The sequence below is a fragment of the Serratia sp. CY81684 genome (genome assembly GCF_052166595.1).
Taxonomy (GTDB): Bacteria; Pseudomonadota; Gammaproteobacteria; order Enterobacterales; family Enterobacteriaceae; genus Serratia; species Serratia nematodiphila.
Genome location: NZ_JBJNOO010000008.1, coordinates 45,271 through 71,828, shown reverse-complemented (window position 1 = coordinate 71,828; position 26,558 = coordinate 45,271). Strand labels below are relative to the sequence as shown.

The 26,558-nt window shown below is 60.5% G+C and carries 26 protein-coding genes; 15 read left to right on the top strand and 11 right to left on the bottom strand.

Translation table 11 applies throughout. The features are described from left to right. The first annotated feature begins 112 nt into the window (after window positions 1-112). Entirely contained in the window at window positions 113-1,381 is a 1,269-nt protein-coding gene (locus ACJ8QF_RS22865) for an MFS transporter (protein WP_049187072.1), read from the top strand. A 73-nt stretch (window positions 1,382-1,454) separates the two neighbouring features. Continuing rightward, the gene (gene ghrB / locus ACJ8QF_RS22860) at window positions 1,455-2,432 is read left to right on the top strand and encodes a glyoxylate/hydroxypyruvate reductase GhrB (protein ID WP_442537888.1); all 978 of its coding nucleotides are present in this window, start codon (window positions 1,455-1,457) and stop codon (window positions 2,430-2,432) included. A 1-nt stretch (window position 2,433) separates the two neighbouring features. Here the strand turns inward: ghrB and ACJ8QF_RS22855 are convergent, their stop codons facing one another. Further along, window positions 2,434-2,586, bottom strand: coding sequence for a hypothetical protein (locus ACJ8QF_RS22855; RefSeq protein ID WP_015376155.1), 153 nt, complete (start codon window positions 2,584-2,586; stop codon window positions 2,434-2,436). A gap of 195 nt (window positions 2,587-2,781) precedes the next feature. On the opposite strand from ACJ8QF_RS22855, the gene ACJ8QF_RS22850 reads away from it, so the two are divergent. The 4 genes from ACJ8QF_RS22850 to ACJ8QF_RS22835 all read left to right on the top strand — a co-directional run bounded on the left by ACJ8QF_RS22850 (window position 2,782) and on the right by ACJ8QF_RS22835 (window position 6,907). After that, window positions 2,782-4,845: an alpha-amylase gene (locus ACJ8QF_RS22850; RefSeq protein ID WP_442537881.1), complete on the top strand. Its 2,064-nt coding sequence runs from the start codon at window positions 2,782-2,784 to the stop codon at window positions 4,843-4,845. A gap of 135 nt (window positions 4,846-4,980) precedes the next feature. Further along, window positions 4,981-6,231, top strand: a complete 1,251-nt coding sequence (locus ACJ8QF_RS22845; RefSeq protein WP_442537880.1) for a valine--pyruvate transaminase — start codon at window positions 4,981-4,983, stop codon at window positions 6,229-6,231. Between the two features lie 74 nt (window positions 6,232-6,305). Then, window positions 6,306-6,527, top strand: a complete 222-nt coding sequence (locus ACJ8QF_RS22840) for a ribbon-helix-helix domain-containing protein (RefSeq protein ID WP_004933932.1) — start codon at window positions 6,306-6,308, stop codon at window positions 6,525-6,527. Then, window positions 6,527-6,907: a type II toxin-antitoxin system VapC family toxin gene (locus ACJ8QF_RS22835; protein WP_004933929.1), complete on the top strand. Its 381-nt coding sequence runs from the start codon at window positions 6,527-6,529 to the stop codon at window positions 6,905-6,907. The genes ACJ8QF_RS22840 and ACJ8QF_RS22835 overlap by 1 nt, the downstream gene beginning before the upstream one ends. 10 nt (window positions 6,908-6,917) lie before the next feature. Here the strand turns inward: ACJ8QF_RS22835 and ACJ8QF_RS22830 are convergent, their stop codons facing one another. From ACJ8QF_RS22830 to ibpA, 3 genes are all read right to left on the bottom strand, one after another. Next, window positions 6,918-8,576, bottom strand: a complete 1,659-nt coding sequence (locus ACJ8QF_RS22830) for a putative transporter (protein ID WP_004933926.1) — start codon at window positions 8,574-8,576, stop codon at window positions 6,918-6,920. 167 nt (window positions 8,577-8,743) lie between these two features. Next, the gene (gene ibpB, locus ACJ8QF_RS22825) at window positions 8,744-9,172 is read right to left on the bottom strand and encodes a small heat shock chaperone IbpB (protein WP_004933922.1); all 429 of its coding nucleotides are present in this window, start codon (window positions 9,170-9,172) and stop codon (window positions 8,744-8,746) included. Between the two features lie 107 nt (window positions 9,173-9,279). Then, entirely contained in the window at window positions 9,280-9,693 is a 414-nt protein-coding gene (gene ibpA, locus ACJ8QF_RS22820; RefSeq protein WP_004933919.1) for a small heat shock chaperone IbpA, read from the bottom strand. A gap of 309 nt (window positions 9,694-10,002) precedes the next feature. Between ibpA and ACJ8QF_RS22815 the strand changes: the two genes are divergently transcribed. After that, window positions 10,003-10,350: a YceK/YidQ family lipoprotein gene (locus tag ACJ8QF_RS22815; protein WP_004933911.1), complete on the top strand. Its 348-nt coding sequence runs from the start codon at window positions 10,003-10,005 to the stop codon at window positions 10,348-10,350. A gap of 30 nt (window positions 10,351-10,380) precedes the next feature. Here the strand turns inward: ACJ8QF_RS22815 and ACJ8QF_RS22810 are convergent, their stop codons facing one another. After that, a complete protein-coding gene (locus ACJ8QF_RS22810) occupies window positions 10,381-11,661 on the bottom strand; it encodes a DUF3748 domain-containing protein (RefSeq protein WP_442537879.1) in 1,281 nt (426 codons plus the stop codon). A gap of 38 nt (window positions 11,662-11,699) precedes the next feature. Beyond that, window positions 11,700-12,017, bottom strand: a complete 318-nt coding sequence (locus ACJ8QF_RS22805) for a hypothetical protein (protein WP_152733851.1) — start codon at window positions 12,015-12,017, stop codon at window positions 11,700-11,702. A 135-nt stretch (window positions 12,018-12,152) separates the two neighbouring features. Here ACJ8QF_RS22805 and ACJ8QF_RS22800 point away from each other — a divergent pair, with 135 nt between their 5' ends. Then, on the top strand, window positions 12,153-13,121 hold the full coding sequence (locus tag ACJ8QF_RS22800; protein WP_442537878.1) for a threonine/serine dehydratase: 969 nt from the start codon (window positions 12,153-12,155) through the stop codon (window positions 13,119-13,121). Further along, window positions 13,108-14,049, top strand: a complete 942-nt coding sequence (locus ACJ8QF_RS22795) for an ornithine cyclodeaminase family protein (RefSeq protein WP_131165264.1) — start codon at window positions 13,108-13,110, stop codon at window positions 14,047-14,049. The genes ACJ8QF_RS22800 and ACJ8QF_RS22795 overlap by 14 nt, the downstream gene beginning before the upstream one ends. A 25-nt stretch (window positions 14,050-14,074) precedes the next feature. On the opposite strand, the gene yidA is transcribed toward ACJ8QF_RS22795, so the two are convergent. The 5 genes from yidA to dnaA all read right to left on the bottom strand — a co-directional run bounded on the left by yidA (window position 14,075) and on the right by dnaA (window position 21,078). Beyond that, the gene (gene yidA, locus ACJ8QF_RS22790; RefSeq protein WP_197753710.1) at window positions 14,075-14,890 is read right to left on the bottom strand and encodes a sugar-phosphatase; all 816 of its coding nucleotides are present in this window, start codon (window positions 14,888-14,890) and stop codon (window positions 14,075-14,077) included. Between the two features lie 124 nt (window positions 14,891-15,014). Continuing rightward, entirely contained in the window at window positions 15,015-17,429 is a 2,415-nt protein-coding gene (gyrB, locus tag ACJ8QF_RS22785; RefSeq protein ID WP_004933898.1) for a DNA topoisomerase (ATP-hydrolyzing) subunit B, read from the bottom strand. Window positions 17,430-17,447: 18 nt separating this feature from the next. Beyond that, the gene (recF, locus tag ACJ8QF_RS22780; RefSeq protein WP_004933895.1) at window positions 17,448-18,533 is read right to left on the bottom strand and encodes a DNA replication/repair protein RecF; all 1,086 of its coding nucleotides are present in this window, start codon (window positions 18,531-18,533) and stop codon (window positions 17,448-17,450) included. A 45-nt stretch (window positions 18,534-18,578) separates the two neighbouring features. Beyond that, window positions 18,579-19,679, bottom strand: coding sequence for a DNA polymerase III subunit beta (gene dnaN, locus ACJ8QF_RS22775; RefSeq protein WP_004933892.1), 1,101 nt, complete (start codon window positions 19,677-19,679; stop codon window positions 18,579-18,581). A 4-nt stretch (window positions 19,680-19,683) separates the two neighbouring features. Further along, window positions 19,684-21,078 carry a chromosomal replication initiator protein DnaA gene (gene dnaA, locus ACJ8QF_RS22770; RefSeq protein WP_004933889.1) on the bottom strand — a complete coding sequence of 465 codons (1,395 nt, stop codon included), beginning with the start codon at window positions 21,076-21,078 and terminating at the stop codon, window positions 19,684-19,686. Window positions 21,079-21,760: 682 nt separating this feature from the next. Between dnaA and rpmH the strand changes: the two genes are divergently transcribed. The 6 genes from rpmH to ACJ8QF_RS22740 all read left to right on the top strand — a co-directional run bounded on the left by rpmH (window position 21,761) and on the right by ACJ8QF_RS22740 (window position 26,550). Further along, a complete protein-coding gene (gene rpmH / locus ACJ8QF_RS22765; RefSeq protein ID WP_000831330.1) occupies window positions 21,761-21,901 on the top strand; it encodes a 50S ribosomal protein L34 in 141 nt (46 codons plus the stop codon). Between the two features lie 17 nt (window positions 21,902-21,918). Then, a complete protein-coding gene (gene rnpA, locus ACJ8QF_RS22760) occupies window positions 21,919-22,278 on the top strand; it encodes a ribonuclease P protein component (RefSeq protein ID WP_004933883.1) in 360 nt (119 codons plus the stop codon). Next, window positions 22,242-22,499, top strand: a complete 258-nt coding sequence (gene yidD, locus ACJ8QF_RS22755; RefSeq protein WP_004933881.1) for a membrane protein insertion efficiency factor YidD — start codon at window positions 22,242-22,244, stop codon at window positions 22,497-22,499. Before rnpA ends, yidD begins: the two co-directional genes overlap by 37 nt. Window positions 22,500-22,501: 2 nt before the next feature. Continuing rightward, window positions 22,502-24,139 carry a membrane protein insertase YidC gene (gene yidC / locus ACJ8QF_RS22750; RefSeq protein ID WP_004933876.1) on the top strand — a complete coding sequence of 546 codons (1,638 nt, stop codon included), beginning with the start codon at window positions 22,502-22,504 and terminating at the stop codon, window positions 24,137-24,139. Between the two features lie 96 nt (window positions 24,140-24,235). Beyond that, complete coding sequence (gene mnmE / locus ACJ8QF_RS22745; protein WP_015376145.1) at window positions 24,236-25,600, top strand: tRNA uridine-5-carboxymethylaminomethyl(34) synthesis GTPase MnmE; 1,365 nt, start codon at window positions 24,236-24,238, stop codon at window positions 25,598-25,600. A gap of 149 nt (window positions 25,601-25,749) precedes the next feature. After that, window positions 25,750-26,550: an MBL fold metallo-hydrolase gene (locus tag ACJ8QF_RS22740; protein ID WP_004933871.1), complete on the top strand. Its 801-nt coding sequence runs from the start codon at window positions 25,750-25,752 to the stop codon at window positions 26,548-26,550. Window positions 26,551-26,558 lie beyond the last annotated feature (8 nt).

Here is a 26,558-nt window from a genome sequence, read left to right as displayed (position 1 = left end):
TCTCCGCATGACGTCAGCCTCTGGCCCTACACCGGGACGCGTCGGGAGAGCATCTGCCCCTTCTTCTGGCATCCAGGCGAAGGGGATGCAACACCACTGAAGGATACTGAACATGAACAAAGCGACTGTCGCGGCCAAACGCTGGTGGTACATCATGCCCATCGTGTTTATCACCTACAGCCTGGCCTATCTCGATCGCGCCAACTTCAGCTTCGCCTCCGCCGCTGGCATCAATGAGGATCTCGGCATCACCAAGGGCATGGCCTCGCTGCTGGGCGCGCTGTTTTTCCTCGGTTATTTCTTCTTCCAAATTCCCGGCGCCATCTACGCCGAACGCCGCAGCGTCAAAAAATTGATCTTCTGGTGCCTGATCCTGTGGGGCGGTTGCGCCTCGCTGACCGGCGTGGTGAGCAATATCCCGATGTTGGCCGCCATCCGCTTTATCCTCGGCGTGGTGGAAGCGGCGGTGATGCCGGCGATGCTGATCTACATCAGCAACTGGTTCACCAAATCGGAGCGGTCACGCGCCAATACCTTCCTGATCCTCGGCAACCCGGTGACGGTGCTGTGGATGTCTGTGGTGTCAGGCTACCTGATCCACGCCTTCGGCTGGCGCGAAATGTTCATCATCGAGGGCATTCCGGCGGTTATCTGGGCGTTCTGCTGGTGGGTGCTGGCGAAAGACAAACCGGCGCAGGCCGGCTGGTTGAGCGCCAATGAGAAACAGGCACTGCAACAGCAGCTGGACGAAGAACAGAAAGGCATCAAGGCCGTGCGCAACTACGGCGAAGCCTTCCGCTCACGCAACGTGATCCTGTTGTGCGTGCAGTACTTCGCCTGGAGCATCGGCGTATACGGCTTCGTGCTGTGGCTGCCTTCCATCCTGCGCAGCGGCATGCAGATGGGCATGGTGGAAGCCGGCTGGCTGTCGGCGGTGCCTTACCTGGCGGCAACCATCGCCATGATCGTCGTCTCCTGGGCGTCGGACAAAATGCAAAACCGCAAGCTGTTCGTCTGGCCGCTGCTGCTGATCGGCGCGCTGGCGTTCTTCGGCTCTTACGCCGTCGGCACCAACCACTTCTGGATCTCCTACGGCCTGCTGGTGGTCGCCGGCGCCGCGATGTACGCCCCTTATGGGCCGTTCTTCGCCATCATTCCGGAAATGCTGCCGAAAAACGTCGCCGGGGGCGCCATGGCGCTGATCAACAGCATGGGCGCGCTGGGTTCGTTCTTCGGTTCGTGGTTCGTCGGCTATCTGAATGGCGCCACCGGCAGCCCGGCGGCCTCTTACATGTTTATGGCCATCGCACTGGTGGTGGCGGTGGTGCTGACGCTGATCGTCAAGCCCGCCCGCAACGAGATCCAGCCACAATTGGCTTGATCCGGTTATACTTTTTCTCTGTTAACCCAACCGGGGGGGCGCCATGCCCCCTTTGGCCCAGCTGGAGTTCGTGATGAAGCCTTCTATCGTATTGTACAAAAGCCTGCCCGCCGATCTGCGTGAACGTCTGGAACAGCACTTCACCGTGCACGCCTTCAACGGCCTGCAGCCGGAGAACCGCGACGAACTGCGCCAGGCGCTGCAGCAGGCCGAAGGGATCATCGGTTCCGGCGGTAAAATTGACGAAGCTTTCCTGCAGCAGGCGCCCAAACTGCGCGCGGCCTCGACCGTTTCCGTCGGCTACGACAACTTCGACGTCGAGGCGCTCAACGCCCATAACGTGCTGCTGATGCATACCCCGACGGTGCTGACCGAAACCGTCGCCGACACCATCATGAGCCTGGTGCTGGCGACCGCGCGCCGGGTGGTGGAAGTGGCGGAGCGGGTGAAGGCCGGCGAATGGCGCGGCAGCATCGGGCCGGACTGGTTCGGCGTCGACGTGCACCACAAAACCATCGGCATCCTCGGCATGGGGCGCATCGGCCTGGCGCTGGCGCAGCGCGCGCACTTCGGCTTCGGCATGCCGGTGCTGTACAACGCCCGCCGCACGCACGAAGAGGCGGAGCAACGCTTCAACGCCCGTCGCTGCGATCTGGATACCCTGCTGGCCAAATCGGATTTCGTTTGCATCACGTTGCCGCTGACCGAACAAACTTTCCATCTGATCGGCCGCGATCAGCTGGCGAAAATGAAGAAAAGCGGCATTCTGATCAACGCCGGCCGCGGGCCGGTGGTGGATGAGCAGGCGTTGATCGAAGCGCTGCAAAACGGCGTGATCCACGCCGCCGGGTTGGACGTGTTCGAGAAAGAGCCGCTGCCGGCCAATTCGCCGCTGCTCAGCATGCCGAACGTGGTGGCGTTGCCGCACATCGGCTCCGCCACCCATGAAACCCGCTACGGCATGGCCGCCTGCGCGGTGGATAACTTGATCGCGGCATTGACCGGCACGGTGAAAGAAAACTGCGTCAATCCGCAGCTGTTGCGGAAATAACTCAGCGCGGCCGGTGGTCTGCGGATAACCGGCCGTGTTGCTCTTCCTGCTGCGGCGCGAACAGCGCCTGCAGCTGATGTTCTTCGGCGAAGTGCTGCAATTCGGCATCCTGAATTGCCCGAACGATCTCTTCTCGCCAGTTTTTGTCCGTCATCGCTAACCTCCTTTGATGTTCATCGTTTAATCTGCCGCAGCGCGCGCGCAAAGCCAAGCCGAATCAATCCGAAAACGCTCCGCCCTTCTCCTCCTCCCCGAAAAACCCTCGCAGGGAGGAGGCCATTTTTCCGCCGTTTGCCACACTGGCGCTACCCAGCGGAAAAAACGCTTCCTGCCACGCGTAAGGAGAGCCATGAAACTGTTACCCCTGCCCTTGTTGATACTGCTGTCGCCTTCGGCACTGGCCGGCTGGACGTTGGCGGGTTTCCCGGCCTTCGACGAAACTGCCGCCGGGCTGTTCGCCAGCCAGGCCGCGCTGCCCAAAGGCCAACTGCCGCTGCGGCTGTATCAGGATAACCACTGCTGGCAGCCCGCCGAGGCGGTGAAGCTTAACCAAACGCTGTCGCTGCAGCCCTGCGGCGCCCATCCGCCGGCCAGCTGGCGGCAGTTCCGCGCCGGCGATTATCAGGTGCGCATCGACACCCGCAGCGGCACGCCGACGCTGCAGCTCAGCCTGAGCAGCGCGCCGGAAAGCGCTGCCGTTGCCGTGCGCAGCTGCCCGCGCTGGGACGGCAAGCCGGTCACGGTCGACGTCGCCTCCACCTTCACCGAAGGCGAAACGCTGCGCGATTTCTATTCCGGCCAAACGGCGCAGGTGAGCCAGGGGAAAATCACGCTGCAGCCCGCCGCCGCCAGCGGCGGCCTGTTGCTGCTGGAATCCGCCGCCACGGCGAAACCGGCGGCGTTCAGTTGGCATAACGCCACGGCCTACTTCGTGCTGACCGATCGCTTTGAGAACGGCAATCCGGCCAATGACCACAGCTACGGGCGCCGCAGCGACGGCCTGCAGGAAATAGGCACCTTTCACGGCGGCGATCTGGCCGGCCTGACGCAGAAGCTGGATTATCTGCAGCAGCTCGGCGTCAACGCCTTGTGGATCAGCTCACCGCTGGAGCAGATCCACGGCTGGGTCGGCGGCGGCACCCAAGGCGATTTCCCGCATTACGCCTATCACGGCTATTACGCGCTGGACTGGACGCGCCTCGACGCCAACATGGGCACCGAACAGGAGCTGCGCACGCTGGTCGAGCAGGCCCATCAGCGCGGCATTCGCATTCTGTTCGACGTGGTGGTGAACCATGTCGGCTACGCCACGCTGGCGGATATGCAAACGTTCCACTTCGGCTCGCTGTATCTGCAGGGGGCAGAGGTGGAGAAAACCCTGGGGAAAAACTGGAGCGACTGGCGCCCCGGGCCAGGGCAAAACTGGCACAGCTTCAACGACTACATCAATTTCAGCGACAAGGCGGGCTGGCGCCCATGGTGGGGGAAAAACTGGATCCGCACCGACATCGGCGACTATGACGCGCCGGGCTATGACGACCTGACGATGTCGCTGGCCTTCCTGCCGGACATCAAAACCGAAGCGCCCGGCGCCAGCGGCCTGCCGCTGTTCTATCGCCACAAACCCGACACCGCCGCTCGCGACATGCCCGGCGCCACCACCCGCGATTACCTGACCGTCTGGCTCAGCCAGTGGGTGCGCGATTACGGCATCGACGGTTTTCGCGTCGACACCGCCAAGCACGTGGAAAAACCGACGCTGGCGCTGTTGAAGCAGCGCGCCACGGCGGCATTGGCGGCGTGGAAAGCGGAGCATCCACAGCAGGCGCTGGATGACGCGCCGTTTTGGATGACCGGCGAGGCCTGGGGCCACGGGGTGATGAAAAGCGACTATTACCAAAACGGCTTCGACGCGATGATCAACTTCGATTTCCAGGACCAGGCGTCGCAGGCGCTGGGCTGCTTTGCCGACATCGATGCCACCTACCGGCAGATGGCCGAGCGGCTGCAGGATTTCAACGTGTTGAGCTACCTCTCTTCACATGACACCCGGCTGTTCTTCGCCAGCGACGCCAAAGGCTCGCAGGTGCGCCAACAGCGGGCGGCGAACCTGCTGTTGCTGGCGCCGGGGGCGGTGCAGATTTACTACGGCGATGAAAGCGGCCGCCCGCTCGGCCCAACCGGTTCCGATCCGCTGCAGGGCACCCGCTCCGACATGAACTGGCCTGAGTTGCAGGGGGAAAAAGCCTCGCTGCTGGCCCACTGGCAACGGTTGGGGCAGTTCCGCGCTCGCCACCCGGCGATCGGTGGCGGCGTGCAAACCCCGCAGCCGCGCGCCGCCTACTATGCCTTCAGCCGTCGACTCGGCGACGATAAGGTGATGGTGGTATGGGCCGGCGAACGGTCACAATAATCCAGCGTAATATGCTGACAATCGGCTAATGAGCGAAGCTTTTGCCCATTGGTCGATTTGTCGGCCGCATTGCAGAGGAATTTGTCTGGCGGTATGGTGGGGGATTACCTGCTAAAAAACAGTACTGCTGCACCTATGACTTTCTCACTTTTCGGCGAAAAATTTACCCGTTATGCGGGCATTACCCGTTTGATGGACGACCTGAACGAAGGCCTGCACACCCCCGGTGCCATCATGCTCGGCGGCGGCAACCCGGCGCAGATCCCAGAGATGGAAGCCTACTTCAAACAGCTGTGCCAGGAGATGCTCGACCAGGGCAAACTGACCGAAGCGTTGTGCAACTACGACGGCCCGCAAGGCAAGGACGCGCTGCTGAAAGCGCTGGCCAATCTGCTGCGCGACGAGCTCGGCTGGGAGATTTCACCACAGAATATTGCACTGACGAACGGCAGCCAAAGCGCGTTTTTCTACTTGTTCAACCTGTTCGCCGGCCGCTACGCTGACGGTTCGCGCCGCCGCGTGCTGTTCCCATTGGCGCCGGAATATATCGGCTATGCCGATGCCGGGCTGGACGAAGGGCTGTTCGTCTCCGCCAAACCGAACATCGAGCTGCTGCCGGACGGCCAGTTCAAATATCACGTTGATTTCGAACACCTCACCATCGGCGACGACATCGGCATGATCTGCGTTTCACGGCCGACCAACCCGACCGGCAACGTGATCACCGACGAAGAGCTGATGAAGCTCGACCTGCTGGCGCAGCAGCGCGATATTCCGCTGGTGATCGACAACGCCTACGGCGTGCCGTTCCCCGGCATTATCTTCAGCGACGCCACGCCGCTGTGGAACCCGAACACCATCCTGTGCATGAGCCTGTCCAAACTCGGCCTGCCGGGCTCGCGCTGCGGCATCGTGATCGCCGACGAGAAGGTGATCACCGCGCTGACCAACATGAACGGCATCATCAGCCTGTCGCCGGGCAGCATGGGGCCGGCGATGGCGACGGAAATGATCGCGCGCGGCGATCTGCTGCGCCTGTCGAACGAGGTGATTCGCCCGTTTTACAAACAGCGCGTCGAACATACCATCGAGATTATCCGCCGCTACCTGTCGCCGGAGCGCTGCCTGATCCACAAACCGGAAGGGGCCATCTTCCTCTGGCTGTGGTTCAAGGATCTGCCGATCACTACCGAGGTGCTGTATCAGCGCCTGAAAAAGCGCGGCGTGCTGATGGTGCCAGGCCACTACTTCTTCCCGGGGCTGGAGCACGACTGGCCGCACACCCACCAGTGCATGCGCATGAACTACGTGCCCGACCCGGAGAAAATCGAGCGCGGCGTGGCGATCCTGGCAGAAGAGATCGAACGCGCGCATCAGGAAGGCTAATGCCAGCTGATTGAAAATCGACCGATAAAGATATACGATGCATATATCGTATATCTTTTTTTGGAGGGCTAGCGATGACTCGCATCGTGATCGATTTACCTGAAGAAGACCTGCGGCAGCTCGACAATCTGAAAAATATCCGCCACGTTCCCCGGGCCGAAATCATCCGTCAGGCCGTCTCCCGCTATCTGACGGAGAACCACGTTGAAGATCCCAGCAATGCTTTCGGGCTCTGGTCCGGGGCGATGGGAGATGGCGTGGACTACGAAAATCGTCAGCGCGAGGAGTGGGAATAATGGTGGCTCAACGGGCGTTATTCGACACCAATATTCTGATCGATTATCTCAACGGCATTCCTCAAGCCAAAGACGTTTTGACCGAATACCACACCAATCCGGCTATTAGCGCCATCACCTGGATGGAAGTGATGGTGGGTGCCAAAAAGCAGGGGCCGGCGCTGGAGCTGAAAACGCGCCAGTTTTTAGGGCAATTCCTGCTGCTGCCTATTACCGATGAAGTTGCCGAACGCGCCGTAGAACTGCGCCACTCACAGCATGTGAAGCTGCCGGACGCCATTATCTGGGCCACCGCGCAGGTGGGGTTCCGGACGCTCATCTCCCGCAACCCCAAAGATTTTGGCACTGACAACGGCGTGTTAATGCCTTACCGGCTGTAGACGGGCAGCGCTATAGCGTCCAGAACAGCACCGCCAGCAGCTGCGGCGACATGATGCGCAGGAACATCGCCAGCGGATAAACGGTGGCGTAAGACAGCGCCGCGGCACCGCTGGTGGGATGCAGACCGTTGGCGAACGCCAGCGCCGGCGGATCGGTCATCGATCCCGCCAGCATGCCGGACAGCGTCAGGTAGTTCATCTTGCCCACCGTGCGCGCCAGAATACCGACGCTCAGCAGCGGAATCGCGGTGATCAAGGCGCCGTACCCGACCCACGTCAGCCCCTCGCCGTGCAGCAACGTATCGATGAAGTTACCGCCCGATTTCAAACCAACCACCGCCAGAAACAGCACGATGCCCAGTTCGCGCAGCGCCAGGTTGGCGCTCGGCGGCATAAACCAGTACAGCTTGCCGATGCTGCCGATGCGCCCCAGGATCAGCGCCGCCACCAGCGGCCCGCCGGCCAGCCCCAGCCGCAATGCCGCCGGGAAGCCGGGCACGAACAGCGGAATGGAACCGAGCAACACCCCGAGGCCGATACCGATAAAGACCGGCAGCATCTGCACCTGCTGCAGTTTTTGTTGGGCGTTGCCGACAATCGCCGTCACCGCGTCGATGGCCTCCGGCCGGCCGACCAGGTTGAGAATGTCGCCAAACTGCAGCGTGACGTTGCTGCCGGCCACCAGCTCCACGCCGGCGCGGTTGAGGCGTGAAATCACCACGTCATACTTTTGCTTCAGATTCAGATCGCGGATTTTCTTGCCCAGCACCTGCTCGTTGGTCACCACCGCCCTCACCACCTGCAGCGCAGTGCCGCGCGTCGACAGCGAGGCATCCACCTCTTCGCCGATCACCAACCGGGCGTTCTCCAGATCTTCGCGTTTGCCCACCAGGTGCAGGTAGTCGCCAAGCTCCAGCCGCTCGTGCGGCGCCGGCACCATCAACAGCTCCCCGCGCTTGAGGCGCGAACAGACGATCGCTTCACCGTTGAGCAGCGGCACGCTTTTGATCGCCATGCCCTGCAGATTGGGGTTGCGCACCGCCACGTTGATGGCGTGCAGCAACTCGCGCTGATTGCCCAGACTGCTTTCAAACGCCTGAGCCTCACGCTCGATGTTGATGCGGAAAATCAGCCGGATCAGCCACATCACCAGCAGGATGCCGCATATGCCGAACGGATAGGCCATGGCGTAACCCATCCCCATGCCGTCCACCAGCGCCGGATCGGAACCGAGATCGGTCAGGATTTGTTGACCGGCGCCCAGCGCCGGGGTGTTGGTGACCGCGCCGGAGAACACGCCGAGGATGATCGGCAGCGGCACGTCGAACAGCTTGTGTACCGCCGCCGCCACGACGCCGCCGGTCAGCACCAGCAGCACCGCGAAGGCGTTGAGCCGCAGACCGGAGACACGCAGCGAAGAGAAGAAACCGGGGCCGACCTGGATGCCGATGGTGTAGACGAACAGGATCAGGCCAAACTCCTGGATAAAGTGCAGCATGTCCCCATTCAGGCTGATTTGCCCGCTCTGGGCAAAGTGGCCAACCAGGATACCGCCGAACAGCACGCCGCCAATGCCCAACCCGACGCCATACAGCTTCCAGTTCCCCATCCACAGCCCAATGACGGCCGCCAACGCCAACATGCTGACGGTCAGGGCGATATCGCTCATAGGTCACATCCTTGCCAAAGTTGAACATGGGATTTGCGGCCAAAGACACACAATTAACAAGGATTATGGCATCGGGCAGACGGGGGGACTGTGGCGTGCGCCACATAACGCAACGGGGGAGATCCGTTTGGATCTCCCCCGCATGATGATGACCGTTTTTCAGCCGGTTATTTCGCTTCCAGCTCCGGCGTCGCGCCGATGGCGATGCGCTGAGGCTGCAAGGCTTCCGGCACCTGACGCACCAGATCGATGTGCAACAGGCCATTTTCAAATTTGGCCTCGGACACCTGCAGGTGTTCCGCCAGGGTGAAGGTCAACTGGAACTCTTTGCACACCAGCCCCTGATGCAGGTACTCGACCTGTTTTTCCGGCGGCGTGGGTTTACCGCTGACGGTCAGCCGCGGCCCTTCCACTTCAATATTCAGTTCGCTCTGCCGGAAACCGGCCAGCGCCAGAGAAATGCGGTAGTGATTGTCGTCACTTTTCTCGATGTTATACGGCGGGAACCCCTGGGGTTCCTGGCCGCCCATTGAACTGGCCAATTTATCAAAACCAATCCACTGACGCAGAAGCGGGGATAAATCGTAATTACGCATAGGAACAACTCCTTTCATTAAGCGAGATGTGTTTATTCAGCCCCCTGACGGCAGGCTAATCATGACTTCATATTTACCGGCAGCGTACCTGCCGGCGGAACGGAAATTTATTTAATTTCGATGCGGCGCGGTTTTAATGTTTCCGGCACGATGCGTTGCATGTCGATATACAACAGGCCATTCTCCAGTTTGGCGCCTTTAATTTGAATATGTTCGGCCAGCTGGAATTTACGCTCGAAATTGCGCTCGGCGATGCCCTGGTATAAATAGGTTTTTTCTGCCGGTTCATTGTTGTGCGCCCCGCGCACGATCAGCAGATTGTCCTGCGTGGTGATCTCCAGCTCCTGCTCGGCAAACCCGGCTACCGCGATGGCGATCCGATAATGATTTTCATCCACCAACTCGACATTATAAGGGGGATAACCGCCGTTGCCCTGACTCTGGCCAGCCTCCAGCGCGTTGAACAGGCGATCGAAACCAATGGCGGAACGGTATAGCGGGGAAAGATCAAAATTACGCATAAAACAGCCTCCTAAGGCACTTCAGCGAGGTTGAAATAAATACGCCTTCCACTCTGGACAGGCTAATTAAGCCAGAATTCCCTTACGGCGAATTCTCAATTCGGCTCTGATGATAAAATGGGGGTTGCTTTCATCAATTCAACAGGCGAGGATCAAAAAAATTTGCACCAATAAGGTAAAAGTTTTTTTTACCACTTACACTAAAGTGAGAGAGCCGCCACAGAGCGGGATTTTGCTTCTTTTAAAGCAGCAACAGGATGTTATAAATCAGCTTAATTTAGGGGCACAGCAACCCTGCAGGATGGATTAATGACGATGATGAAAGCGATAGCGACGGGCTGCATGTTGTTGGCGACCAGCGGTTGCTCCAGCGTGATGAGCCATACCGGCCCGAATCAGGGTTACTATCCCGGCACCCGCGCCAGCGTGGATATGCTGAAGGACGACAACACCAGCTGGGCGATGATGCCGCTGGTGGCGCTGGATCTGCCGTTCTCCGCGGTGATGGATACCGTGCTGCTGCCTTACGACTATCTGCGATCCGGCAACGACGCCACCGCAGACTCGCCAAAAGCGCGTATCCTGCGCAGCGAGCAGCAGAATTTGGCGGCGACCGGCAATCCCGGCCAGGGCGACGACAGCACCGCCACGCACTAATCGCGCACGCAGCGGGTCATCAGGCCCGTCTTACGCCTCAACCACGAAGATCTGGTTGAACCCCGCTATCTCGCGCATAAACGCCACTTTCTTGCCATCCGGCGAGAACACCACGGCATCCCCCGACGGCGGCTGCACGCTGCGCTGCGTCAAACGCTGCAGGCGACCGCTGGCCACCTCGCACAGCATCACGCTGTTGTCGCACACCAGGGCTATCGTCCCGCCCTGCGGGTGCCAGCTGAACGCCGACTGGATGTCATGCTCGCTGCGGCTCACCTGGCGCGGCTCGCCACCGTTAGGCGGCACCGTCCACAGCTGCACCACGCCGCCGTCGTCCTTCATCAGAAAAGCTATCTGGCTGCCGTCCGGCGAACTGCGCAACCAGTGGCGCGGCGCACCAGCCACGCCAGGAAAACGGCGATCCCCGGTAAAGGTTACCCGCCGCTGCCTGACGCCAAGCGGCGGCGCCGGCAGCTCGCTTTCCGTCCCCTGCAGCGGCAGAGCGCCCGCCCGGGCGTAGTCGACGTCGTTCTCCGGCAGATCGACGATAAACACCTCAGACAGCTTCTCTCCGGCGGCGGACAACGTATCGCCGATAAATGCCAGCGCCCAGCGCTGCCGGCTGCCGTCGGCCTTACGGTAGCCTTCGCGGCCGATCCAGCCTTCTTCGTAAGCGCGATTGATCTGATCGCTACCCGGCTGCGGCTGCGGTACCGTCTCGCTGACCAACACGCAATAGTGGCTGCCGTCGTACTCGCGCGGGTGCTGTTTTGGCGGATTAACCCCGTGCAGCGGCACGGCCACGCCGACGTTGCGCAGATCGCGCGCCGGATCGCGTTCATGCATCACGTGATCGTTGTAGGTAAAGCTGAGGCGGCTGCCGTCCGGACTGAAAACGTGCACGTGGCTGCCGCCGCGCAGCGCGCCGGGGGTATAGGGCGCGGTGATATCCAGCGCGTCGAGGGTAATGGCCAACTCGCGATCCGGTTCGCTGACGATCACCCCGCGGCGGTGGTGAAAATCATACTGCCAGGCGCTGTCCGGGTGCTCAGGTCCGTGAATAAAGGCATAGCGCGCCGGCGCATCGGGGCTGACCGTGACCACGCCGACGTGGGCGCCGTGCTGGGCGCGATAAATCACCTCCACCGCGCCGCTGGCGACGTTGACACGCTCGATGCTGAGGCCGGTGAAAGAGGCGCCGCGCGGGCGCACGTCATAAGCCAGCCATTGACTGTCCGGCGTCCAGACGTTGATATTGGTTAACTGATGCCCGCGTGGGTCGAAAGTCAGTTGTTTTTCCCGATGGCTCATGGCGGCTCTCCTGCACATGCTGGCACTGAGCCGTCATCTTACCGGATCGCCCGCAGCGTTTCATATGGCCTGTGAGGGTGAGGCGGGAGGATTTTTCGATTCGAAATCACGCAATTATTTTCCAGCGTCTTATCATTTAAGCCGATCGACGGCGTCGGCAGGAAATAAGCGGCCGACCAGGCGAGCGAATTCCTGCCGGCGAGACTCAACGGCGCCAATGTAATAGAGGTGGGTGATGCAAACGCTATTTTTTCATTCTCACTTCCCTTATAAGAATAAGGCAGCGGCAGCGCCTTACTTAACGCAAATAAATAAAAAATTGTGCCGCTAAACGACAGGTTTATGATTATTTTCACCGAAAACGGCAATGCTCCCGCCGACCGTTGCCGTTTTCTGATCGGTGTGCCCGAAGGTCGGGCCGCGGGGTTTACAATCAACACAAAAAAGTACAAACTGGATTTTTAAGTCCAAATAAATCTTCTGGAGCCGGTATGAACCCCCTCTTCGATGCCATTGTTTCCGCTCATCAGCAACTGCGCCCTCAGGTGCGGGTCACGCCGCTGGAGCGCAGCGTGCTGCTTTCACAGCAGTTGGGCTGCGAGCTGTATCTGAAATGCGACCACCTGCAGCACACCGGTTCCTTTAAATTTCGCGGCGCCAGCAACAAGCTGCGGCTGTTGGATAACGAGCAACGCCGGCGCGGCGTGATCGCCGCCTCAACCGGCAACCACGGCCAGGCGGTCGCCCTGGCGGGGCAACGGATGGGCGTTGGCGTCACGGTTTATGCGCCGGAGACGGCAGCGAGCATCAAGCTCGACACCATCCGGGCGCTGGGCGGCACCGTGGAATTGGTTCCGGGCGACGCGCTGAACGCCGAACTGGCGGGGGAACAAGCCGCACGCGAACAGGGGAAAACCTACATCTCGCCGTATAACGACGAGCAGGTCATTGCCGGCCAGGGCACCTGCGGCATGGAGCTGGTTGAACAACTCGCCGATCTTGACGCGGTGTTCGTGGCGGTCGGCGGCGGTGGCTATATCGCCGGCATCGGCACCGTTCTGCGGCAACTGTCGCCGAACACGCAGCTTATCGCCTGCTGGCCGGAAAACGCCACCAGCCTGTACAGCGCGCTGGAAGCCGGCCATATCTTCCCGGTGGAAGAACAAGAAACCCTGTCCGACGGCACCGCCGGCGGCGTCGAGCCGGGCGCCGTGACCTTCCCGCTGTGCCAGCAGCTGATTGACCGTAAAGTGCTGGTCCGCGAGGCGGAGATCAAACACGCGATGCGCCGGATCGCCGCCAGCGATCGCTGGATTATCGAAGGCGCGGCCGGCGTAGCGCTGGCGGCGGCGATCAAACTGGCGCCGGAATACCGAGGTAAAAAGGTGGCGGTGGTGCTGTGCGGTAAAAACATCGTGCTGGAGAAATACCTCAAGGCCATCGCCGATGCGCATCCTTAATCGGCAGCAAATTCTCGCCGCGTTCGACGCCGAGGCCATAACGCCGCTGCTGAAGCAGGGTTTTATCGCCTACTCGCAACAGCGGGTGCAACAGCCGCCGGCGCAGCATTTCCTGTTCGAGCAGGCCGCCGGCGACTGCTGTATCAAATCCGCCTGGTTGGAAGGCGACGAACTGTTCGTGGTCAAGATCTCTACCGGTTTCTATCGCAATGCCGAACACGGCCTGCCGAGCAATCAGGGGCTGATGATGGCGTTCTCCGCCCAGACCGGCGAGCCGCAGGCGCTGCTGCAAGATGAAGGTTGGCTGACCGCGCTGCGCACCGCCCTGGCCGGCCGCATCGTCGCCGAGCTGTGCGCGCCGCCGCATATTCAGGCGATCGGCATGGTCGGCACCGGCCTGCAGGCGCGGCTGCAGCTGCAATGTCTGAAACCGGTGACCGATTGCCGCGAGGTATGGGTGTGGGGCCGCAACGAACAGGCGCTGGCGGCGTATCGCCGCGATGTCGAGGCCGAGGGTTTTCGGGTGCGGGTCACGCAGGATGCGGCGGAGCTGGCGGCACACTGTCAGCTGATCGTCACCACCACGCCCAGCCGCGAACCGATTTTGCAGGCGGCGGATATTCGGCCCGGCACGCACATTACCGCGGTGGGTGCCGACGCGCCCGGTAAGCAAGAGCTGGCGACCGAGCTGGTGGCCCGCGCGGACGCGCTGCTGGTCGATGCGCTGGCTCAGTGCACAGACTATGGCGAGATCGCGACGGCTTATCGGCAGAACAAACTGACTTCAACGCCGATCGTCGAAATGGGCGCCGCATTGGCGCAGGGCGGGCGGGTACGACGCGAGCCGCAGCACATCACCATCGCCGATCTCACCGGCTTGGCGATTCAGGATCTGCAGATCGCCAAAGGGGTGTTGGCGAAAGTATAAAGGGGCGCCGCAGCGCCCCGTTTTCTCAGGCGTTGAGCACGAACTTCTCGATAGCGCGCGCCACGCCGTCTTCGGTATTGGCGCTGGTGACAAACTGCGCCACCGCTTTCAGCTCGGGAATGGCGTTGCCCATCGCCACGCCGACGCCGGCATATTCGATCATCGCCGTATCGTTAGCCTGATCCCCCAGCGTCATGATGTTTTCCCGCGCCACGCCGAGGTGCTCGGCCAGCATTTTCACCCCGGCGCCCTTATCGACGTTTTTATGTAAGATCTCGAGGTAGTAAGGCGCGCTTTTCAAGATAGTGTAACGCGCGCGCGTTTCCTCCGGGATGCGCGCGATAGCGCTGTCCAGCAGCGCCGGCTCGTCGATCATCATCACTTTAGGGAAACGCATCTGGCGATCCATCTCTTCCACGCTGCGGTATTTCAGCGGAATGCCGGTCATTTCCGCCTCGTGTATGGTGTACTTGCCGATGTCCTTGTTCGGGGTATACAGGGTATCGAAATCAAACGCCTGGAAGTGAACGCCGAACTCGCGCGCCATCTGCTCGAAATGCAGATAATCCTCAAAGCCCAGCGTTTCTTGCAGAATGCAGGCGCCGTCGACCGCACGCAGCACCAGCGCGCCGTTATAGGTGATACAGAAATCGCCGGGGCCCTGAATGTCCAACTGGCGCAGATAGTCCTGCACGCCGACATAAGGCCGCCCGGTGGCCAGCACCACGTGCACCCCTTTGCGCCGCGCCGCCGCGATAGCCTGCTTTACCGCCGGCGTGATTTGATGCTGCGGATCCAGCAACGTGCCGTCCATGTCGATCGCAATCAGTTCAATAGCCATTCAACGCTTCTCCCAGTGGTTTTTATTCATGCTAACGCGTTTCAGCCTCAGCTGTCAGCGCCAAAAAAGGCGTAAAAAAATCCGCGCGGGTCGCCCGGCGCGGATTTTCACGGCCATTAACGCATCAGATATCGATGTTCGCCGCTTTCAGGGCGTTTTCTTCGATAAAGGCGCGGCGCGGCTCAACCGCATCACCCATCAGCGTGGTGAACAGCTGATCGGCTGCGATGGCGTCCTTGACGGTCACGCGCAGCATGCGGCGGCTTTCCGGATCCATGGTGGTTTCCCACAGCTGCTCCGGGTTCATCTCGCCCAGACCTTTATAACGCTGCACCGACAGGCCGCGGCGCGACTCTTTCACCAGCCACTCCAGCGCCTGCTCGAAGCTGTCTACCGGCTGACGGCGTTCGCCGCGCTCGATGAACGCGCCCTCTTCGATCAGCCCGCGCAGCTGCTCGCCCAGCTGGCAGATCTTGCGGTATTCACCGCCGTGGATGAAGTCGAAGTCCAGCTTGTAGTCGGTATCCACGCCGTGGGTGCGGATGCGCAGCGCCGGCTCGAACATCTGGCGTTCGCGGTTCTCGAAGATCACGAAGTCATAGCTGCTGCCGTGCTGCTCTTTGTCGTTCAGCGCCTGCACCAGCGACGCGATCCAGGTCTTCACCTTGGCTTCATCGCTGAGATCGCCTTCGTTCAGCGTCGGCTGATAGATCAGGCTGTTCAGCAGCGCGCGCGGGTAGCGGCGCTCCATGCGGCCGATCAGCTTCTGCACGCCGTAGTGCTCGGCCACCAGTTTTTCCAACTGCTCGCCGCCGAGCGCCGGTGCGCTGGCGTTGGTGTGCAGCGTAGCGCCGTCCATCGCGATGGCGATCTGGTACTGATCCATCGCCTCGTCATCTTTGATGTACTGTTCCTGCTTGCCTTTCTTCACCTTGTACAGCGGCGGCTGTGCGATGAACACGTGGCCACGCTCGATGATTTCCGGCATTTGGCGGTAGAAGAAGGTCAACAGCAGCGTACGGATGTGCGAACCGTCGACGTCGGCATCGGTCATGATGATGATGCTGTGATAACGCAGCTTGTCCGGGCTGTACTCGTCGCGGCCGATGCCGCAACCCAGCGCGGTGATCAGCGTCGCCACTTCCTGCGAAGAGAGCATTTTGTCGAAACGCGCTTTCTCGACGTTGAGGATTTTACCCTTCAGCGGCAAGATAGCCTGATTCTTGCGGTTGCGCCCCTGCTTGGCAGAGCCGCCCGCGGAGTCCCCTTCCACCAGGTACAGTTCGGACAGCGCCGGATCGCGTTCCTGGCAGTCCGCCAGCTTGCCCGGCAGGCCGGCCAGATCCAGCGCGCCTTTGCGGCGGGTCATCTCACGCGCTTTACGCGCCGCTTCGCGCGCGCGCGCCGCGTCGATGATTTTGCCGACCACGATTTTCGCGTCGCCCGGATTCTCCATCAGGTAATCCACCAGCTTCTCGTTCATCAGCGTTTCAACCGCGGTTTTCACCTCGGAAGAGACCAGCTTGTCCTTGGTCTGAGAGGAGAACTTCGGATCCGGCACCTTCACCGACACCACGGCGATCAGGCCTTCACGCGCATCATCGCCGGTGGCGCTGACCTTGGCCTTCTTGCTGTAGCCTTCCTTCTCCATGTAGCTGTTCAGCGTACGGGTCATCGCGGTACGGAAACCGACCAGGTGCGTGCCGCCGTCGCGCTGCGGAATGTTGTTGGTGAAGCAGTAGATGTTTTCCTGGAAACCGTCGTTCCACTGCAGCGCCACTTCCACGCCGATATCGTCTTTCACGGTCGAGAAGTAGAACACGTTCGGGTGGATCGGGGTTTTGTTCTTGTTCAGGTACTCGACAAACGCCTTGATGCCGCCTTCGTAATGGAAGTGGTCTTCACGGTCGGTGCGCTTGTCCTTCAGGCGGATGGACACGCCGGAGTTGAGGAAGGACAGCTCGCGCAGACGCTTGGCCAGAATGTCGTACTCGAATTCGGTCACATTGGTGAAGGTCTGGTGGCTCGGCCAGAAACGCACCATGGTGCCGGTCTGCTCGGTTTCGCCCACCACGTTCAGCGGCGCCTGCGGCTCGCCGTGGCTGTAAGTCTGTTCGTGCACTTTGCCTTCGCGGCGGATCACCAGCTCCAGTTTCTCCGACAGGGCGTTAACCACCGAGACGCCCACGCCGTGCAGGCCGCCGGAAACTTTATAGGAGTTGTCGTCGAATTTACCGCCGGCGTGCAGCACGGTCATGATGACCTCTGCGGCTGAAACCCCTTCTTCCGGGTGAATGCCGGTCGGAATGCCGCGGCCGTCATCCTGTACCGATACCGAGTTGTCGGCATGGATGGTGACCTGAATGTCACTACAGTGGCCCGCGAGCGCTTCGTCGATAGCGTTGTCCACAACCTCGAATACCATGTGGTGCAGACCGGTGCCGTCATCGGTATCGCCGATATACATGCCCGGGCGCTTGCGCACCGCATCCAGCCCTTTTAATACCTTGATACTTGAGGAGTCATAAGAATTCGACATCAACGTTTCTCGCTCATTTTAGTCCTGTGGTTGAACCTCTATTTTACCCTGTTCCACGCGGAACATCTTGCCCTTTTCACCGGCCATGTCGGTCACTTGTTCAGCGCTGACCGCGCTGACAAAAACCTGGGCCTGGGTGGCTTTCAGGCGATCGGCCAGCAACCGGCGACGGCCGGTGTCCAGCTCGGAGGCAAAATCATCAATCAGATACAGGCAACGCCGCCCGCTCTGCCGGGTGAGAAACTCACCCTGCGCCAAGCGCAACGCGCACATCAGCAGCTTGAGCTGACCGCGCGATAACAAATCCTCTACCGGCGTGCCGTCGGCACGAATGCGAAAGTCCGCTTTATGCGGCCCCACCGCGGTATAGGTCAACGCCCTGTCGCGCTCAAACTGGCGCTCCAGCAGCTCGCCGTAGTCGCTCTCTTTGTCCCAGCCGCGCTGGAAGGAGAAGCTCAGGGCAAACTCAGGCAGAAACTGCGCGCAGGTCGCGGTGATATCCGCGGCGATCGCGTCGCTGTATTCCGCCCGCCATTCGCTGATGCGCTCCGCGAGCGGGATCAGTTCCTGATCCCAGGCGCGGATCTGCGCATAGCGACTCACCTGGCGCAGCGCGGCATTGCGCTGCTTCAGTAACCGTTTCAGGTTGCTCCAGGCGGTGAAAAAACCGGGTTCGTTATGAAAACAGCCCCAGTCCAGGAAGGCGCGCCGGAATTTCGGCCCGCCGTTCAGCAGGGTAAAACCTTCGGGGGTGATCAGCTGCATGGGCAGCAGCTGCGCCAGCTCGGCCACCTTGTGGCCGTCGCTGCCATCGATGCGTACTTTGCTGTCACCCTGACGGCTCTTGCTCAATCCTACCGACAGCTCGCGCTCCGCGCCTTCGATGCGGCCGTGCAGCACGAACTCCGGTTGGTCGTGGCGAATGACCCGACCGGCCTGCAGGCTGCGAAAGGCGCGGCCATGGCCGAGCGTATACACCGCCTCCAGCACGCTGGTCTTGCCGCTGCCGTTGGCGCCGACCAGGAAGTTGAATCCCGGCGCCAGCGCCAAATCCGCCGCCTCGATATTGCGGAAGTCTTTAATCAATAAACGCGTCAGAGCCATGCAATCTCTTTACCGATGACGGTGCTGTAATTCAAGGTAACGAGACTACAACCGCATTGGCATGACAACGTAGGCCGCCGCCTGGCTGGCGCCGTCTTCGATCTGCACGCTGGAGACCGAGTCGGTCAACAGCAGGCGCACGTCTTCACACTTGAGCGCGTTCAACACGTCCAGCACGTAGCTGACGTTGAAGCCGATCTCCATCTCCGCACCGTCGTAGCTGACGTCGAGGATCTCTTCCGCCTCTTCCTGCTCCGGGTTGTTGGCGGTGATCTTCAGCTGGTTTTGGCTGACGTACAGCCGCACGCCGCGGAATTTCTCGTTCGAGAGAATGGCCGCGCGGGCAAACGCCTGCTTGAGCAGATCGCAGCCGGCTTCCAGCGTTTTGTCCGGATTCTTCGGCAAGACGCGGCGATAGTCCGGGAAACGGCCGTCAACCAGCTTGGACGTGAAGATGAAATCGCCAACGTGGGCGCGGATGTTGTTGCTGCCGATCTGCAGCTGCAGCAGCGAATCGCCGCCGTCCAGCAGACGCACCAGTTCCATCACCCCTTTACGCGGCACGATCACCGAATGCGACGGCAGCTGCTGGCCGATCGGCATCGAGCACACCGCCAGGCGGTGGCCGTCGGTCGCGACGGTGCGCAGCTCTTCGCCTTCGGTTTCAAACAGCATGCCGTTCAAGTAGTAACGCACGTCCTGATGGGCCATCGAGAACTGGGTGGCTTCGATCAGGCGCTTCAGCGTCGCCTGCGGCAAGGTGAACTCCACCTCGCTCTGCCAGTCGTCCAGGTTCGGGAAGTCCGCCGCGGGCAGCGTGGACAGCGAGAAGCGGCTGCGGCCGGACCGCACCAGCATGCGCTCGCTCTCCAGCGTGACGGCAATCTCCGCCCCTTCCGGCAGGCCACGGCAGATATCAAAGAATTTGCGCGCGGGCACAGTCGTCGCGCCCGGCTCGTGCGGCTGGGACAGGGCGACGCGCGCCACCATCTCCATCTCCAGATCGGTGCCGGTCAGCAGCAGGGAGCCTTCCGTCACCTGCAGCAGCAGGTTGCCCAGGATCGGCAAGGTCGGGCGGCCGCCCAGCGGGCTGCTCACCTGTTGCAGCGGTTTTAGCAGATGCTCACGTTCAACGATAAATTTCATAGCGCTATGAAGATAATGTTCTGATTAAATTGGAGAAATCTTCTTTGATGTCGTGACTTTCCTCACGCAGCTGCTCGATCTTCCGGCAGGCGTGCAACACCGTGGTATGGTCGCGGCCACCAAACGCATCGCCGATTTCCGGCAGGCTGTGGTTGGTGAGTTCCTTCGCCAGCGCCATCGCCATCTGGCGCGGGCGGGCAACGGATCGCGAACGCCGCTTGGACAGCAAATCCGCGACTTTAATCTTGTAATACTCCGCCACCGTCTTTTGGATATTGTCGATGGTGACCAGCTTTTCCTGCAGCGCCAGCAGATCGCGCAGCGCTTCGCGCACGAAATCGATGGTGATGGCCCGGCCGGTAAAGTTGGCGTTGGCGATCACGCGGTTCAGCGCCCCTTCGAGCTCACGCACGTTGGAACGCAGGCGCTTGGCGATGAAGAACGCCACTTCACCCGGCAGGCGAATGTCGTTTTCGTCGGCCTTTTTCATCAGGATCGCCACGCGGGTTTCCAGCTCCGGCGGCTCGATCGCCACCGTCAGCCCCCAGCCGAAGCGGGACTTCAGACGATCTTCCACCCCGTTGATCTCTTTAGGGTAGCGATCCGAAGTCAGGATGATCTGCTGATTGCCTTCCAACAGGGCGTTAAAGGTATGGAAGAACTCTTCCTGCGAACGCTCCTTGTTGGCAAAGAATTGGATGTCATCGATCAGCAACGCGTCGACCGAACGGTAGTAGCGCTTAAACTCTTCGATGGCATTGTTCTGCAACGCTTTGACCATGTCCTGCACAAAGCGTTCCGAGTGCATGTAGACCACTTTAGCGTTGGCCTTGCGCGCCATGATGCCGTTGCCGACCGCGTGCAGCAGGTGAGTTTTACCCAGGCCGGTGCCGCCATACAGGAACAAAGGGTTGTAGGCGCCGCCCGGATTGTCCGCCACCTGGCGAGCCGCCGCGCGCGCCAGCTGGTTGGACTTACCCTCGACGAAGTTGTCGAAGGTGTGTTTAGGGTTGACGTTGGAGCGGTAAGAGAGCTCGGGCTGCGCCGCAGCGTTGTCCCAGCTCGGGCGCGAAGGCGCGGCCGTGCGCGCCGCCGGAGCCGCAGGGGCGCTGCTGACGCTGGCGGTCACGGTCTGGCTGATCACCTGCGTGATCGGCTTGCTGCCGACTTCAAAACGCAGCAAAGGCGCATCCGTGCCGCAGAAATCATTCAGCAGACCATTGATGTTGTTTAAGTACTTATCGCGAACCCAATCCAGCACAAAACGGTTAGGCGCGTACAGCGCCAGGGTGTTGTCACTCAGTTCCGCCTGCAATGGGCGAATCCACATACTAAATTCTGTGGCAGGTAACTCATCCTGCAATCGGGCAAGACACTGCTGCCAAAGCGAAAGTGACACGGCGGACTCCACTCGAACAAGATCAATAAAGAAAAGAAACGGGCAACTTTTTTATAACTCATGATTTTTGACACATACCCGGCATCGGCTGTTTGCCTGTGGGGGATGCGAACCGCCTTTCACGGTTTGTGTCCCTCACGATCCCGGCATGAGGGATCGCGATCGGAATGACGGATCATAGCGCAATCCGCGCAAGAGATCCTCCCCTTCCTCACAGATTAGATCCATTTTATCCACAGGCCGCGGCCGGCGGCGATCTTTTCACCGCCGGCGCCGAATGACCGCGCAGATCCCGGCCGCTGCGCCGCGTTTTTTACATTGTCAACCGGTTATACCTTGTTATCCACGCCGGATCCTGCGATCGCGCGCAAAGGATCTCACGGGGATCCTTGCGATTTCACCCCGAGTCCGTATAATCTTCGCCCTACGTGTGATACCTGGTTCCTTATGGTGCGTCATTAGCCAGACAGGATTCTGCGGTGACCACGGGCCAAGAGCGGATTTTGTTCCGTTATTGGCAGACAACCAGGTAGGCTGGCGCGATGCGAATTGACTCAGGACTGTACAATTATTACAATCCCGCTTCTTTATGTATTGCGATTGAGGCGTCGGTCATCTTCACGCCGAGTAGCCAAACGCGTTTACTGATCAGTAATTATTTTAAGTTTAGGTAGAAATCGCTATGAAACGCACTTTCCAACCGTCCGTATTGAAGCGCAACCGTAGCCACGGTTTCCGTGCTCGTATGGCCACCAAAAATGGTCGTCAAGTTCTGGCCCGCCGTCGTGCGAAAGGCCGTGCTCGTCTGACTGTTTCTAAGTAATAAAGCTAACCCGCTGAGTGGTTAAGCTCGCTTTTCCCAGGGAGTTACGTTTGTTAACTCCCACTCATTTCACTTTCGTCTTCCAGCAGCCACAACGGGCTGGCACGCCGCAAATCACCATCCTCGGCCGCCTGAACCAGCTGGGGCATCCCCGCATCGGTCTTACCGTCGCCAAAAAACACGTCAAACGCGCGCACGAGCGTAATCGGATCAAACGCCTAACCCGCGAAAGCTTCCGCCTGCGCCAGCACGAATTACCGGCGATGGATTTTGTCGTGGTGGCCAAAAAGGGGATAGCGGATTTGGATAACCGCGCGCTGACGGAAGCTTTGGATAAATTATGGCGTCGCCACTGTCGCCAGGCTCCCGCATCCTGATCGGGCTGGTGCGGGCCTATCAGCTCGTCATCAGCCCGCTGCTAGGGCCTCGTTGTCGCTTCCAGCCGACATGCTCTCATTACGCAATTGAGGCATTAAGCAGGTTTGGCATGATAAAAGGCAGTTGGTTAGCATTGAAACGCGTATTAAAATGCCACCCTTTGAACCCAGGTGGCGATGATCCGGTGCCGCCAAAAACCGACGATAACAGAGAACACTAACGATGGATTCGCAACGCAATCTTCTTCTCATCGCTCTGCTGTTCGTGTCTTTCATGATCTGGCAGGCATGGCAAACGGACAACGCTCCGCAGCCGGCCGCACAGACCACGCAACAGACTTCGAACGCAGTAGCCGGTGATGCCGCCAGCCAGGCCGTGCCAGCCAGTGGTCAGGGTAAGCTGATTACCGTGAACACCGACGTGCTGTCACTGACCATCAACACCCGTGGTGGCGATATCGAGCAGGCTAAACTGTTGGCCTACCCGGATACTCTGGGTTCATCGACTCCGTTCCAACTGCTGGAAACCACCCCGTCGTTCGTCTATCAGGCGCAAAGCGGCCTGACCGGTAAAAACGGCCCGGACAACCCGGCCAACGGCGAACGCCCGCTGTATCAGGCGGCGCAAGACAGCTACACCCTGCCGGAAGGCCAGGACGAGCTGCGCATCCCGCTGACCTACACCGGTAAAGACGGCGCGATCTACACCAAGACCTTCGTGCTCAAACGCAACCACTATGCGGTCGGCGTGGATTACAGCATCGACAACAAAGGCGCGACGCCGCTGGAGCTGACCCTGTTCGGCCAGCTGAAGCAGACCACCGAATTGCCTAAGCACCGTGACACCGGCAGCAGCAACTTCGCACTGCACACCTTCCGCGGCGCGGCGTACTCGTCCAGCGAGGACAAGTACCAGAAATACGCGTTCGACAAAGACGAAAACCTGAGCGTCACCACCAAAGACGGTTGGGTTGCGATGCTGCAGCAGTACTTCGCCACCGCGTGGGTGCCGGCGACCAAGGGTGACAACACCTTCTACACCGCCAAACCGGGTGACAACCTGTCCACCATCGGCTTCAAATCTACACCGGTCGTGGTGCAGCCGGGCGCTCAGCAACAGCTGAACGCGACCCTGTGGGTCGGCCCGGAGCTGCAGGACCAGATGGCTCAGCTAGCGCCACACCTGGATCTGACCGTGGATTACGGTTGGCTGTGGTTCATCTCCCAGCCGCTGTTCAAACTGCTGAAGTTCATCCACGGCTTTATCGGTAACTGGGGCTTCTCCATCATCATCATCACCTTCATCGTGCGCGGCATCATGTACCCGCTGACCAAGGCGCAGTACACCTCGATGGCGAAAATGCGCATGCTGCAGCCGAAGCTGCAGGCGATGCGCGAGCGTATCGGCGATGACAAACAGCGCATGAGCCAAGAGATGATGGCGCTGTACAAGGCGGAGAAAGTGAACCCGCTCGGCGGCTGTCTGCCGCTGATCATTCAGATGCCGATCTTCCTGGCGCTGTACTACATGCTGATGGGTTCGGTCGAACTGCGCCACGCGCCGTTCGCCCTGTGGATCCATGACCTGTCGGCGCAGGACCCGTACTACATCCTGCCAATCCTGATGGGCGTGACGATGTTCTTCATTCAGAAGATGTCGCCGACCACCGTGACTGACCCGATGCAGCAGAAAATCATGACCTTCATGCCGGTGATCTTCACAGTGTTCTTCCTGTGGTTCCCGTCCGGTCTGGTGCTGTACTACATCGTCAGCAACCTGGTGACCATCCTGCAGCAGCAGCTGATTTACCGTGGTCTGGAAAAACGCGGTCTGCACAGCCGCGACAAGAAAAAAAGCTAAGCGTAGTGTAGGGGTTCGGCGCGCCGACCCTTGCAGTCACACCAAAGGCGGTCATTAGACCGCCTTTTTGCATCTTAATCGTCAGAGAGAACCGTTATGAGCACCACCGATACCATCGTAGCCCAAGCCACCCCGCCGGGACGCGGCGGCGTCGGCATTCTGCGCATTTCCGGAAGCAAGGCCAAAGACGTCGCCCAGGCGTTGCTCGGCAAGCTGCCGAAGCCGCGCTACGCTGACTATCTGCCGTTCCGCGACGCCGCCGGTGCCACCCTCGATCAGGGCATCGCGCTGTGGTTCCCGGGGCCGAACTCCTTTACCGGCGAAGACGTGCTGGAACTGCAGGGCCACGGCGGGCCGGTGATCCTCGATCTGCTGCTCAAGCGCGTGCTGGCGCTGCCCGACGTGCGCATCGCGCGGCCGGGCGAGTTCTCCGAGCGCGCGTTTCTCAACGACAAACTCGATCTGGCGCAGGCCGAAGCGATCGCCGATCTGATCGACGCCAGCTCCGAGCAGGCGGCACGTTCGGCGATGAACTCGCTGCAGGGCGCATTTTCCACCCGCATCCACCAGCTCGTGGAAGCGCTCACTCACCTGCGAATCTACGTGGAAGCGGCGATCGACTTCCCGGACGAGGAAATCGACTTCCTGTCCGACGGTAAAATCGAGGCGCAGCTCAACGACGTCATGGCGGATCTGGACAACGTGCGCGGTGAAGCGCGCCAGGGCAGCCTGCTGCGCGAAGGGATGAAGGTGGTCATCGCCGGGCGCCCCAACGCCGGTAAATCCAGCCTGCTCAATGCGTTGGCCGGGCGCGAGGCGGCGATCGTCACCGATATCGCCGGCACCACCCGCGACGTCTTGCGCGAACATATCCATATCGACGGCATGCCGCTGCACATCATCGACACCGCCGGCCTGCGCGACGCCAGCGACGAAGTGGAGCGTATTGGCATCGAACGTGCCTGGAACGAGATCGAACAAGCTGACAGGGTGCTGTTTATGGTGGACGGCACCACCACCGCCGCCACCGAGCCGGCGGAGATCTGGCCGGAGTTTATGGCGCGCCTGCCGGGCACGCTGCCGATCACCGTGGTGCGCAACAAGGCCGACATCACCGGTGAAACGCTGGGCCTGACGGAAGTGAATAACCACTCACTTATTCGCCTGTCGGCCCGCACCGGCGAAGGCGTCGATGTGCTGCGCGATCATCTGAAACAGAGCATGGGCTTCACCAGCAACATGGAAGGCGGCTTCCTGGCGCGCCGTCGCCACCTGCAGGCGCTGGAACTGGCGGCGCAGCATCTGGTGCAGGGCAAAGAACAGTTAGTGAGCGCTTACGCGGGCGAGCTGCTGGCCGAGGAACTGCGCCAGGCGCAGCTGGCCTTGAGCGAAATCACCGGCGAATTCACCTCCGACGACCTGCTGGGCCGCATTTTCTCCAGCTTCTGTATCGGTAAATAACGCGCTGCCAGAGGCCTTCACGGCCGGGATAAGCCCTTGTTCCGGCCGTTTTTCTTTCCCGCTCTCGCTCTGCGCGCTGGCTCACAGCGCCGCCGCAACTGCCCGCGATATACTGGACGGTCAGGTGTCTTTCTCAGGAACGAGTCAACATGGCGTTAACCCTCAAGGTATTGCTGGAAAACCGCCGCGCCGCCGGCGCCAACCCGCTATTGCAGGCCAAGGCCGGGTTAAGCCTGCTGATTGAAGACGAGACGACCTCCATACTGTTCGACACCGGCCCCGACGACAGCTTCCTGCGCAATGCGGCGCTGATGGGCGTCGATCTCTCCCGCATCACCGCGGCGGTGCTCTCCCACGGCCACTATGACCACTGCGGCGGCGTCGCCTGGCTGCCGGACAACAGCCGCATCATCTGCCACCCGCAGGTCGGCGATGAGCGCTATGCGGCGCTGAAGGTGCTGGGCCACACCCACAAAATCAAAAAGCTCTCTTTGGACATCGACTACTCGCGCCATAACATGCACTACAGCCGCACGCCGCTGGCGATCGGCGATCGCTTTATGTGGTCAGGTGAAATTGCCGTGCCCGCACCGCGCGCCTACGGGGTGATTACCGGGGGAAACGCGGCGGTGGATTACGTTATCGACGAAGGGGTGCTGATTTACAAATCGGATCGCGGTCTGGTGATCGTGACCGGCTGCGGGCATCGCGGGATCGTGAATATCGTGCGCCACTGCCAGAAAATCACCGGTATCGATCGGATCCACGCCTTGATTGGCGGTTTTCATCTGCGTTGCGCTTCTCCGCGTACCCTCTGGCGCGTCCGCCGTTTTTTGCGCCAGCATCAGCCGGAAAAGATTATGGGCTGCCACTGTACCGGCGCCTGGGGCCGGCTATGGCTGCCGGAAGGGATCGCGCCGGCCACCGGCGATACGCTGATTCTGGCTTAGACGTAACG

Coding starts and splice junctions, on each gene's coding strand:
- ACJ8QF_RS22865 (WP_049187072.1), top strand. CDS start 113: ATGAACAAAGCGACTGTCGCGGCCAAACGCTGGTGGTACATCATGCCC.
- ghrB (WP_442537888.1), top strand. CDS start 1,455: ATGAAGCCTTCTATCGTATTGTACAAAAGCCTGCCCGCCGATCTGCGT.
- ACJ8QF_RS22855 (WP_015376155.1), bottom strand. CDS start 2,586: ATGACGGACAAAAACTGGCGAGAAGAGATCGTTCGGGCAATTCAGGAT.
- ACJ8QF_RS22850 (WP_442537881.1), top strand. CDS start 2,782: ATGAAACTGTTACCCCTGCCCTTGTTGATACTGCTGTCGCCTTCGGCA.
- ACJ8QF_RS22845 (WP_442537880.1), top strand. CDS start 4,981: ATGACTTTCTCACTTTTCGGCGAAAAATTTACCCGTTATGCGGGCATT.
- ACJ8QF_RS22840 (WP_004933932.1), top strand. CDS start 6,306: ATGACTCGCATCGTGATCGATTTACCTGAAGAAGACCTGCGGCAGCTC.
- ACJ8QF_RS22835 (WP_004933929.1), top strand. CDS start 6,527: ATGGTGGCTCAACGGGCGTTATTCGACACCAATATTCTGATCGATTAT.
- ACJ8QF_RS22830 (WP_004933926.1), bottom strand. CDS start 8,576: ATGAGCGATATCGCCCTGACCGTCAGCATGTTGGCGTTGGCGGCCGTC.
- ibpB (WP_004933922.1), bottom strand. CDS start 9,172: ATGCGTAATTACGATTTATCCCCGCTTCTGCGTCAGTGGATTGGTTTT.
- ibpA (WP_004933919.1), bottom strand. CDS start 9,693: ATGCGTAATTTTGATCTTTCCCCGCTATACCGTTCCGCCATTGGTTTC.
- ACJ8QF_RS22815 (WP_004933911.1), top strand. CDS start 10,003: ATGACGATGATGAAAGCGATAGCGACGGGCTGCATGTTGTTGGCGACC.
- ACJ8QF_RS22810 (WP_442537879.1), bottom strand. CDS start 11,661: ATGAGCCATCGGGAAAAACAACTGACTTTCGACCCACGCGGGCATCAG.
- ACJ8QF_RS22800 (WP_442537878.1), top strand. CDS start 12,153: ATGAACCCCCTCTTCGATGCCATTGTTTCCGCTCATCAGCAACTGCGC.
- ACJ8QF_RS22795 (WP_131165264.1), top strand. CDS start 13,108: ATGCGCATCCTTAATCGGCAGCAAATTCTCGCCGCGTTCGACGCCGAG.
- yidA (WP_197753710.1), bottom strand. CDS start 14,890: ATGGCTATTGAACTGATTGCGATCGACATGGACGGCACGTTGCTGGAT.
- gyrB (WP_004933898.1), bottom strand. CDS start 17,429: ATGTCGAATTCTTATGACTCCTCAAGTATCAAGGTATTAAAAGGGCTG.
- recF (WP_004933895.1), bottom strand. CDS start 18,533: ATGGCTCTGACGCGTTTATTGATTAAAGACTTCCGCAATATCGAGGCG.
- dnaN (WP_004933892.1), bottom strand. CDS start 19,679: ATGAAATTTATCGTTGAACGTGAGCATCTGCTAAAACCGCTGCAACAG.
- rpmH (WP_000831330.1), top strand. CDS start 21,761: ATGAAACGCACTTTCCAACCGTCCGTATTGAAGCGCAACCGTAGCCAC.
- yidD (WP_004933881.1), top strand. CDS start 22,242: ATGGCGTCGCCACTGTCGCCAGGCTCCCGCATCCTGATCGGGCTGGTG.
- yidC (WP_004933876.1), top strand. CDS start 22,502: ATGGATTCGCAACGCAATCTTCTTCTCATCGCTCTGCTGTTCGTGTCT.
- mnmE (WP_015376145.1), top strand. CDS start 24,236: ATGAGCACCACCGATACCATCGTAGCCCAAGCCACCCCGCCGGGACGC.
- ACJ8QF_RS22740 (WP_004933871.1), top strand. CDS start 25,750: ATGGCGTTAACCCTCAAGGTATTGCTGGAAAACCGCCGCGCCGCCGGC.